This window comes from Bacillus sp. EKM206B (assembly GCF_011066015.1).
In the GTDB taxonomy this organism is placed as follows: Bacteria; Bacillota; Bacilli; order Bacillales; family Bacillaceae; genus Bacillus; species Bacillus velezensis.
Genome location: NZ_JAAMNL010000043.1, coordinates 1 through 341, shown reverse-complemented (window position 1 = coordinate 341; position 341 = coordinate 1). Strand labels below are relative to the sequence as shown.

Sequence of the window (341 nt, the reverse complement as noted above, 5' to 3'; positions counted from 1 at the left end):
CCGTAGTTGTTGATGATCGTGTACGGCTGTTTCACCGCCCGCTTCAGCTTGTCGCCGCCGACGAGAAGCATGCGGAGGGAGGTATTTTCCAGCTCCATAAATTGTTCGGCCAGCTGCGTCGGCAGGAAGGTGATGGTCACGCCGTGCTCTTCGAAATAGTGATTTAAGCGGGTGATATCCAGCCGGATCGCTTCGTCAATGACATGAAGCTCCGCGCCGATGGTCCATGTCGGGAACATCTCCCAGATGGAGGCGTCAAAACCGAAGCCCGCGTATTTGGCGCTTTTATCATCCGCCGTCATGGCGAATGCGTCGTGGTGCCAGAAGCACAGGTTCACCAG

Annotated in this window: 1 protein-coding gene; it reads right to left on the bottom strand. The window is 56.3% G+C overall.

The window, feature by feature from the left end:
* Positions 1 to 341, bottom strand: a 341-nt coding sequence (locus G9F50_RS20325) for an AMP-binding protein (protein ID WP_165417794.1), incomplete at both ends; no start/stop codon positions are given.